The 9,616-nt window shown below is 42.4% G+C and carries 8 protein-coding genes and 1 pseudogene; 3 read left to right on the top strand and 6 right to left on the bottom strand.

The window, feature by feature from the left end; all coding sequences use genetic code 11:
- Window positions 1-228, top strand: a pseudogene (locus ORD22_RS09190) (HTH-type transcriptional regulator Hpr); the annotation flags it as partial.
- Between the two features lie 85 nt (window positions 229-313).
- Entirely contained in the window at window positions 314-499 is a 186-nt protein-coding gene (locus ORD22_RS09185; RefSeq protein WP_317645648.1) for a hypothetical protein, read from the top strand.
- A 42-nt stretch (window positions 500-541) separates the two neighbouring features.
- On the opposite strand, the gene ORD22_RS09180 is transcribed toward ORD22_RS09185, so the two are convergent.
- Window positions 542-643, bottom strand: a complete 102-nt coding sequence (locus ORD22_RS09180) for a YjcZ family sporulation protein (protein ID WP_317645647.1) — start codon at window positions 641-643, stop codon at window positions 542-544.
- A gap of 145 nt (window positions 644-788) precedes the next feature.
- On the opposite strand from ORD22_RS09180, the gene ORD22_RS09175 reads away from it, so the two are divergent.
- Window positions 789-1,697 carry a peptidylprolyl isomerase gene (locus ORD22_RS09175; protein WP_317645646.1) on the top strand — a complete coding sequence of 303 codons (909 nt, stop codon included), beginning with the start codon at window positions 789-791 and terminating at the stop codon, window positions 1,695-1,697.
- A gap of 556 nt (window positions 1,698-2,253) precedes the next feature.
- Here ORD22_RS09175 and yhaM read toward each other — a convergent pair.
- From yhaM to ORD22_RS09150, 5 genes are all read right to left on the bottom strand, one after another.
- The gene (gene yhaM / locus ORD22_RS09170; RefSeq protein WP_317645645.1) at window positions 2,254-3,192 is read right to left on the bottom strand and encodes a 3'-5' exoribonuclease YhaM; all 939 of its coding nucleotides are present in this window, start codon (window positions 3,190-3,192) and stop codon (window positions 2,254-2,256) included.
- A 16-nt stretch (window positions 3,193-3,208) separates the two neighbouring features.
- On the bottom strand, window positions 3,209-6,040 hold the full coding sequence (locus ORD22_RS09165) for an ATP-binding protein (RefSeq protein WP_317645644.1): 2,832 nt from the start codon (window positions 6,038-6,040) through the stop codon (window positions 3,209-3,211).
- Window position 6,041: 1 nt separating this feature from the next.
- Window positions 6,042-7,271 carry a metallophosphoesterase family protein gene (locus ORD22_RS09160; protein WP_317645643.1) on the bottom strand — a complete coding sequence of 410 codons (1,230 nt, stop codon included), beginning with the start codon at window positions 7,269-7,271 and terminating at the stop codon, window positions 6,042-6,044.
- 94 nt (window positions 7,272-7,365) lie between these two features.
- Entirely contained in the window at window positions 7,366-8,625 is a 1,260-nt protein-coding gene (locus ORD22_RS09155) for an ABC transporter permease (protein WP_317645642.1), read from the bottom strand.
- Window positions 8,618-9,517, bottom strand: coding sequence for an ABC transporter ATP-binding protein (locus ORD22_RS09150; RefSeq protein WP_317645641.1), 900 nt, complete (start codon window positions 9,515-9,517; stop codon window positions 8,618-8,620). The genes ORD22_RS09155 and ORD22_RS09150 overlap by 8 nt, the downstream gene beginning before the upstream one ends.
- Window positions 9,518-9,616: the final 99 nt, after the last annotated feature.

Below are 9,616 nucleotides of genomic sequence, written 5' to 3'. Positions count from 1 at the left end.
ATCGAAATGAATGCGAACTACCACAATGCAGATTACAGTGTTCTTCAAGGTTCCTTACCTATCCGTGATATCTATGGAAAGTTCCCTGAATTCCTCGAAGTGATGTCTGTCATACGCAATATTTATGGAGACGACTTCATGGATATTTTCGAGCGCGGCTTTCAGAACATCGAAAAAACTTACAAAGATCAGAATGATTACCTTCAACAGTCACAAAAGAAAAACTAAAAAGCCGATCATTTGCGACTCGGTGTTTTCCTTTTGTTCATATATTCTGCTATGATAGTACAGACGGATGAATAGGAGGTCTAACATGGTTCTCACGATTACCATTCTTTTTTCACTATTTTATTTATATCAAATTAATAAAATGACATTTGCGCTTTGCCAATCTAGGGAGATTCCAGAGGATAAACAGCCGAAAATATATCGGACTGTCAATATCCTTATTACGATCCTCATTTTGTCTTTATATGTGGAAGTATTCTTCAGCGCCTAAAAGACTATGTAAGCCCACTCCTGGAGAGGAGTGGGGCTTTTTTTAACACAAATATGCTGCACCTACGATAATCAACAAGATGAATAAAACAACAATTAGAGCAAAGCCGGATGTACCTGCTCCGCCTTGAGTGTAACCGCTCATGGAAGGCACCCCCTTTCTCACTGTATCCTATGCGAAAGGATAAAATAGCGGTTGGGCGCATTCATAACGGGAACCTTTTTGTTTTTCAAACGTTTTATGCTATAGTGTTATCTTGAAACGATATTCAGATTAGGGGAGTTTTATAATGAAAAAGAAATTTTTAGCATTTACACTTGCAGCATCCGTTGTCGCACTATCTGCTTGTTCTGGCGGAGATAGCGAAATCATTATGTCATCTAAAGCTGGAGACATAACAAAAGAAGAATTCTACAAAGAAATGAAAACATCTGTTGGTGAGCAGGCGTTGCAAATGATCATCCTTGAAAAAGTACTTGAGGACAAGTATAAAGTGGATGAGAAACAAGTAGATGCCGAGTTTGATAAGAACAAAGAACAGCTTGGAGAAAACTTCGAAGCATTCTTAGCTCAACAAGGTCAAACACCTGATAGCTTCAAGAAAATGATTCGTCTAAATAAGTTACAAGAAGAAGCGTTAACTGACGGTATCGAAGTATCAGATGAAGAGTTGAACAAACGTATTGAGGAATCTCAAACAGAAATCAACGCTCGTCATATTTTGGTTGAAGACGAAGCTACTGCAAAAGAAGTAAAAGAAAAACTGGACAAAGGTGAAGATTTTGCGAAAGTTGCAAAAGAATACTCTACAGATCCAGGTTCTAAAGAAGAAGGCGGAGATTTAGACTGGTTCGCTTATGGTGTTATGGTTCCAGAATTTTGGAGCGCAGCATATGACCTAGAACCAGGTAATATCAGTGAGCCTGTTCAATCAGACCACGGCTTCCACATTATCGAAGTAAAAGAAAAGCGTCAAAAAGAAGATGAAAAAATCACTGACGAAAAGAAAGATGAAATTCGTCAAGAGCTATTGATGGAAAAAGCAGACGAGAGCGAGCTATTGGCTAAAGTTTCTAAGTTAGTGAAAGATGCGGACGTTAAGATCAAGGATGAAGATCTAAAATCTGCTCTTGACCTATTCAAGATGGACGAAAAGCCAGCTAATGAGGAAGATGGCGCTGAAGCAGAAGAAAAATAAAGTAAATAAATAGTAAAAACTCCCACGACTGAAACTTATCGTGGGAGTTTTTAATAGACAATGTATTTGAGTTGCGAATACTGGATGAGTGGTCCGGGATTAGAGCTATAGAGGTGGACGCTTGTCCTATGGGCGAGGCTTATGCCAAGCGAATAACGAAGGGTTCGCTTGGCCGTATTTCTGCGATCTTTGCAGAAATTAAGGCAGCTGTGCTCCTAACGCTTCACTTTTACTCGCAAAAGCCGTACTTCGCAACGGCTCTCGCTCAGTCTAGGGTCATAAGACGCACGCTGATCCTCTCGGAGTCGCCACCTCTTCCGCTCCAATCCTATAGACTAATTACAAGTACTTTTAGACGTCATTTTAGTTACCAAGTGACTTAGTATCGAGTCTTTACTTTTTCAAGTTCAAATGAAAGGTCTAAGTCAAAAACTGAAAACATCACTTGCTAACTTCAGGAAAACACTAGTGAAGCGAAGTGTAAGGCGGTCCCTCCCGAACGCGTCCGCCTGAAACGCAGCGCAACGGTAGTCTTTCCACTCTCCCCAACTGTTATTTATTCAAATGTCGGTTTATAAAATGAACGATTATCCAGCGGGAAGACTCGCTCGGAGAATTCGCCTGGTGTGGTTTTGGACATAACGCGGTTTAGCATGTTCATCTTCGCATCGATATTATCGATATAGTGTAGTATCTCCGCTTCTTTCAGCATCGGACGTTTCGGACTTCCCCACTCTTCTTTGCCGTGATGTGAAAGAACCATATGCTGCAACAACATCAATTCTTCGCCTTCAATCTCAAGTTCCTCCGCTGCTTTGGAAATCTCATTGACCATAATCGTGATGTGGCCAAGTAAATTTCCTTCGATTGTATATTGCGTGCCAACTGGGCCGGATAGCTCAATGACTTTACCGATATCGTGGAGAATAATTCCAGCGTACAGCAAGTCTTTGTTTAATGTTGGATACAGTTCTGCAATCGCTTTTCCAAGCTTCAGCATCGAGACGACGTGATCGAGTAGACCAGTCACGTAGTCATGATGATTTCTCGTAGCGGCTGGGTACAACATAAAATCCGCTTGGTGTTTTTTCAATAAATGGCGAGTCAATCGCTGAATTTGTGGATTTTTCATTTCAAAGAAATACTGCATGAGTTCTTCAAATAATACTTCTTTACTTTTCTCAGCAGAAGGTACTAAATCTGCGATTGTGATCCCTTCTTCTTCCTTAACCGGGCGAATCGCTTTAATACGCAATTGGTTTTTCCCACGGTATTCATGGACTTCTCCGCCTACTTTGACGATGCTCGCGGCTTGGTACATTTGCGCTTGTTCTTCGCCAGTGTCCCATAACTTCGCTTCGAGATCTCCGCTTTTATCTTGGAGAATCAATGTCATGAAAGGGCTGCCTTGTTGGGTTACACCTTTAGTAGCTTGCTTGATCAATAAGTACATGTCAACGGATTCGCCGACTTGGTATTCCATTAGTTTTTTCATTCATGAATCGCTCCTTCTACTGTTTTCCAATCTCTATCATAGAAGCTTCACCTGACCATTTCGACTGCATCTCTGCGTGGCAAGTGAAATATAAAAACTGATGAGATGGCTTTAATTCTTTAATTATTTCTATCATACGCGAAAGTCTTTCATTATCAAAGTGAACAAATGGATCATCCATAATTACTGGGAATGGTGCACGGTCCGAAAGTTCAGAGGCGAGTGCGAGTCGTAAGGAAAGGTATGCTTGTTCCTTCGTCGCTTGGCTCAGCTCATTAATCATAAAGGATTGTCCGCCAGCTGTCACTGCCTGAAAATAACCTTCAGCAGTTAAAGTCAATGTACGATAGCGATTTCCTGTTAATCGACTGAACCAAGTATTCGCAAGCGATAGAACTGCTGGCAATTGATGCTCTTTCCATCCACTCATCGTCTGTCGAATCGACTCCATAACAGCTTTTCTAACGACCCACTGTTTCGCTAGCTCTTCTAGTTCTGCTTTTTTCACTTCGAACAGCAACTGCAATTCACTGTACGTCTGACTTGCTCCCATCTGCGTAAGTTCGTGATCCAGTTTTACTTGCTCATCCACAAGAGCCGTCACTTCTTTTCGAATGGCTTGCAGTCGTTCTGATATTTCTGTTCGTTTTCGTTCTAGTTCCGGTAATGTCCAATCAAATGTCAACGGCTTTTTCGAATATAACGCGAGCTGTGAATTGACTTCCGTTAGCTGTCTTTTCAATAACTGAGCTTCCTGATCGTTTTGATAGGCCGCATAGAATTGTTCTTTATCTGAAACATTCGTGAGATGAAACAATTCCTCTATTTGTTGCTGAACAGATGCCAGGAACGTATCCACTTCTTTCAATTGACTCTCAAGATCTTTCAGCAATTGCTTTCGATTAAAATCCTTTTCCTTAGAAGCTTTCTGTTTCATAAGCTCTTGTCGCAATTGTTCATACAATGTATCTTCAGATACTGGCCCTAACAACATTTCCACTTGATCGACCCATGTTCTTACTTGTTGTTTCGCTGTTGCTAGTCGAAGTTTCCACGTCTGTTGCTCGGCGAGTATATCTTGGTATTCCCGTAGTAAACGGAAATTCTCTTGTAGATTGCTCGTACTATCAATCGGATCCCCTTGTACCGCTTGTTTAAGTGCAATACCTGCTTGTCGCTTCTGATGATGTACTTGCTCCATCTCAGCCGCAAGCCTCTGTAGCTTTCGATCCAGCCTATCAATCTCTTCTTCGAGTTGCTGACATTGACGTTGATGCTCCACTACTTGTTCTTTTAAACGTTGCATCCCTTCTACATGTACTTCATGTTTATGAATGAAATCATGTAAATCTTCCATTGAATCAGGTTGCTTTTTCCACAACAAAATTCCAGCAACTATCGTGATTAAGCTAACTGTTACAATGAACCAATCTTGTTGCCACACTCCATATGCGCCGATTAGAAGACCCAAGATCATGAAGAATGAAGGTATCGCACGGTTAGTGGATTGCTTTGCGACGGACACTCTTGCTTTTGCTTCATCCAACTGGCGTTTGAACTCGGGGAGCTTTGCTAGTTGCTGACGTTCGGCATCTGTCGGCTGTTGACGTGCAAGTAAAACCTTTCGTTCCTCCGCTTCCTGACGTTCGCTTTCTGCTTCTGCTAACATCCGGTTCAACGCTTGTAACTGTTGTTCAGCAGTCGTCTGTTCTTGCAATAAAGGTTCCAGTTGCCGTTCCCGCTGAATAGATAAGTCCATCTCTTCTATCGCCAGCTGTTGAGCGTCTGTTAGGCCTAGACGTTGTTTAGATTGCTGTTGCTTCTTCTCTAGCACCCGTAGTTCCTGTTCTGCTGAGAGGATCTCTCCACGTAGACGATGCCACTCCGCTTCTTGTGCCACCCAACGTTCGATTTGACGTTGTTCATTGCCTGGCCGCATCACAATGGCTTCTGCGGTCACTTGTTGCTCTTTAACGATACGCAATCTCTTTGACTGCAGTTCCGATTGTTTACTCGCTAATTCTTCATAACGCCGGATTCCGTCTGCTGGAAAACTTTCACTCGGCAATGCTGCCAGCTGCTCGGTCACTTGTTTTTGTTGTTGCTGCAAAGGCATAACTTGCATAGCGATTTGGTGTTTTTCCGCCTGTTCATGTAACTGTTGTTCTTCATTTCGCAACGCTTTCACACGTTCATCTACTTGCTTTTTTCGTATCGTCAACAGTTCGAATGTCTCCAGTTTCCGCTGTTCTTTTTGCATAGCTAGTTCAAGTTCTTTCAGTTCTTTTACCTTTTGATTCATCGGAGGGTTTCGTCCTGCTTTTTTGAATAACGCAGCCATCTCTTTATCCATCTTTTTTTCTATTTTCCACAACGTATCAAGACCCGTAGTTCCTGACGCAAGCAATGTACGACTAATATCCGTTTCATCCATTCGCTCAAGCCCTTGTAACTGAAATAGTGAGAAGGAGAAAATCGCTTCAAACGCGGCTCGGTCATAACCTCTTAAAAGACGTTTGAGTTCTTCCTCCCCCGTTGTACGCCCATCTTCAAAATGTATCGTCACATCGCCTGACGATTTCCCGCGAACCCGTTCGATCATCCAAGGACCAAATTCTTTGTCCTCTATGTAAAGACAGCCGCCGTATTTCCCACCTGTTTTCGGTTCATAGCGAAGCTCTTGCTGATTCTTTTGTGGAAAGCCAAATAAAATATGAAGGATCGCTTGCTGAATCGTCGTCTTGCCTGCTTCATTCGGCCCGTATAGAAGATTTACGCCAGCCTGCAGATTGATTTCTACATTCTCATGTTGACCGAACCCATAAAGAACAATTTTTCGGATCTTCATATTATCCCTCCTTCAACCATTCAGCTGCCAACAACGCAGTCGCCTGTTGCTTCAATTGTTCTCTATCGTTCAGCGTTAGTCGTTCTAAATAGCGTCCTGCCCGATGACTATATAGCTCGCTCATTAATTCATCCCAATCCTCTAGCTGCCAACTCACTATTGTGTCCACTACCGGCTCTAGTAGCGTATTTGGGGATTCACTAGTAGACGAAAACTGCCAATCAATAGTGGTAATCCAAACAAACGGCTCATTCATAACATATTGTTCACGCAAAATATCAAGCCATTCTGATTCGGAAGCTGCGCGCTGTAAGTTGTCAGCAAGATCTTCCGTATCTGTCATGACTAATTCGATGATGATACTGCCTAGCTCCGCTACAACTCCGTCAATTGCTTCCTGACATGCCGCTACCCAATCATCCGCATATTCAATTCCTTGACAAGAAATAGTAAGTGCTGTGAAGACAATAGCTGAAGTTGGGACGAATGTTGTGTTCGCTTGTTCACGGGATAAAGTAACATCATAAAACCCCTTAACCCCTTGCTCATTGCGATGCCTTCCTTGTATATTTCCTGGATAGACAATAGGTGGTTGTTGCGCCAATACCTGACGTTTATGTATATGTCCGAGCGCCCAATAGTGATAGTTCTTTTGCCGAAGTTCGCTCACCGTAAATGGTGCATACACCGCGTGTGCAGAATCTCCCGCCACGCTACCATGCAACAGGCCAATATGAATTCCGTCGTCTCCCGCTATTTTATAGTCCGCAATCATCGGTTCCTTGACATGACGTTGCGGATAGCTGAAGCCATGTATCGTAATCGTCTCGCCTCTGACTGTCAGTTGCTGTTGCTCTACACTATCCGAGAATACATGAACATTTTTTGGCAATGAAACGCGCGTCCAATTACCCGCTAGATGATCGTGGTTACCATACGATAAAAAGACAGGAATGTGCGCTTCTTCTAGTCGCTGCATCGCTTGCTGAAAACGAATTTGCGCGCGTAAACTTCGGTCTTCCCCATCATATATATCGCCAACGATGACGATGAAATCTGGACGTTGTTCCACCGCGTACGCGATGAATCGATCAAAAGCCGCAAAAGTTGATTGCTGTAATCTTGCTAATTCATCCGGACCTGCAGCAGCCATCCCCTTAAATGGGCTATCCAAATGCAAATCAGCTGTATGTAAAAAACGGATCGTCTCCATAAATACACCCTTTCCCACGAATACTCGTTCTCTATTTTACCATACTCATTCAATCGCTAGATAGCACAGACAAAAGCCTGCCATCTTCTTTAGATGACAGGCTCTGTCCATACTATTCTTTTCCTAATTGAATCGCTTTTTTCAAGTCTTTTAATGAACGCGAAGGGCCATACATTAAGACACCCCCACGATAAACTTTTGCTCCGAACCATCCGAGAATACTAATCGTCACAACCATTATCGCAATTGATAATAAAGGTTCCCATAATGGAAGGTCAAGCATGCCAACACGCAAGAACATGACGAGTGGAGTAAAGAACGGAATAAATGAAGCGATCTTCAAATAACCCATCTCTGGATTCCCGAGACCTGTAGCCGCAATAATGAATGCCGCCACAACGAGCAATGACATCGGCATAATCATTTGTTGAACATCTTCCGTCCGACTAACAAGTGATCCGAGCAATGCTGCAAGTGTCGCATACAAGAAGTAGCCTAGTAAGAAGAACACTACCGCATAAACAAGCGTACTCACTTCCAGGTTTTCCAAACTAAAGAACGCCGAAAAATCATTTTCCTCCCCGACAGAAGATAATTTATAAGCAAGCAAACCTGCTGCTCCGTAGAGTAAAATCTGGACAATTCCGAGTGATCCGATCCCTAGTACTTTGGCAAACATATGCTTCACTGGAGATACACTTGATATTAAAATCTCCATCACACGTGAGGATTTTTCTGTCGCCACCTCTGTCGCAATCATTGAAGAATAAATAATAACTGCAAAATAAATGACGAACATTAGCACATACACAAGAACGCGTGCCGAATTCAATTCATCTTCTGACTTAGCAGAAGCCGAGACATTTTGCTTATCGAATTGAATTGGCGCAAATAATGTCGCCACTTGTTCACCAGAGAGCGATAATTTCTCTGCATTGATTTCCGTTTGAATGGACTGAAGTGCATCTGCCAATGTAGAAGAGAGATATTGATCGACTAAGCTACCTGTCGTATAGGTCGCTTGAATTATATTCGATGCATCAAAGTTCAATTCTATAAATGCATTAATTTTTTCATCTTCTACTCGTTGCTTCAACTGTGCTGTTGTTTCATCCGAACGCTCAATCGTAATCGCCTCATTATTTTGCTTGAGCTGAGCTTCCAGACGGTCCACTAACACGCCACTCTCGTCTAGCACCGCTACGACATCTTCTTCGCTATCTCCCATTACTTTACTTACAGTATTCATAAGCGTCGGTAAGTTGGCAAAGAGAAAAATCCCCGCAACCATGATCAATGTGGTGATAAAGAATGATTTCGTCTTCGCCTTCGTAAGGAAGCTTTGCTTAAATATTATCCAAAACTCACGCATGTTCTTCACCTACTTTCGCAATAAAGATATCTTGTAACGATGGTTCTTCAATTTCAAAGTGGCGAATCGGTCCTTTTTGTAGTGCAGCCTGCAATAATTGATTGGCTACTTCGTCATTGTCTACTTGGAACACCGCCCCATCCAATGAATGATGAGCAGTTTCGACACCTTGAATGGAGTCTAAATCACTTAATGGAAAGTCAGCACGTAGCCTAACATTTTGTTTACCAAAGGACCGTTTGACATCTCGTAACTTCCCGCTGACGAGTTGTTGTCCGTGATGAATGATGCTGAGCTGTTCACATAGTTCTTCGACGTGATCCATCCGGTGACTAGAGAAAAGAATCGTCGCCCCACTATTTCGGAAATCAATGATTGCTTTCTTCAGCATTTCTACATTCACCGGATCGAGACCGGAAAACGGTTCATCCAGAATGAGCAACTTCGGATCATGCATTAACGCAGCAATCACTTGAATTTTCTGCTGATTACCTTTTGATAATTCTTCGATTTTTTTATTCTTATTTTGTGGAACTTCAAATCGTTCGAGCCATTTCAGCGCGGCATTTTTTGCATCTGACTTATTCATCCCGCGTAATTGACCGAGAAAGACTAATTGTTCTTGTACTTTCATCTTCGGATAGAGACCACGTTCTTCTGGTAGATAACCAATTTGGGGACTCGTTGCGTAAGATATCTTCTGGCCATTCCAAGCGATGGATCCTTCCGTCGCCGTAAGTAAGCCAAGGATCATTCGGAATGTAGTCGTTTTTCCCGCACCATTCGCTCCTAGAAAACCGTACATCATTCCTTCTTCCACAGTCAACGATAGCTGATCTACTGCTGTAAAGTCCCCAAATCGTTTAGTGACTTGTTCTAACTGTAACGCCATTCACATCATCTCCTTTATATTCTAGTTCTACGAATTAGAAAGAGTTTCGTTTCACTTTTTATTGAATCTATTCAAAGTACCTCTTTCAAAGCTTAATGA

The organism is Sporosarcina sp. GW1-11 (assembly GCF_033088395.1).
GTDB lineage: Bacteria > Bacillota > Bacilli > Bacillales_A > Planococcaceae > Sporosarcina.
Note: the sequence above shows the minus strand (reverse complement) of the source record. Positions and strands in the feature narration are given on the sequence as shown.

What these genes read in the sequence shown, in the direction of transcription:
- ORD22_RS09185 (WP_317645648.1), top strand. Translation starts at nt 314, where the DNA reads ATGGTTCTCACGATTACCATTCTTTTTTCACTATTTTATTTATATCAA.
- ORD22_RS09180 (WP_317645647.1), bottom strand. Translation starts at nt 643, where the DNA reads ATGAGCGGTTACACTCAAGGCGGAGCAGGTACATCCGGCTTTGCTCTA.
- ORD22_RS09175 (WP_317645646.1), top strand. Translation starts at nt 789, where the DNA reads ATGAAAAAGAAATTTTTAGCATTTACACTTGCAGCATCCGTTGTCGCA.
- yhaM (WP_317645645.1), bottom strand. Translation starts at nt 3,192, where the DNA reads ATGAAAAAACTAATGGAATACCAAGTCGGCGAATCCGTTGACATGTAC.
- ORD22_RS09165 (WP_317645644.1), bottom strand. Translation starts at nt 6,040, where the DNA reads ATGAAGATCCGAAAAATTGTTCTTTATGGGTTCGGTCAACATGAGAAT.
- ORD22_RS09155 (WP_317645642.1), bottom strand. Translation starts at nt 8,625, where the DNA reads ATGCGTGAGTTTTGGATAATATTTAAGCAAAGCTTCCTTACGAAGGCG.
- ORD22_RS09150 (WP_317645641.1), bottom strand. Translation starts at nt 9,517, where the DNA reads ATGGCGTTACAGTTAGAACAAGTCACTAAACGATTTGGGGACTTTACA.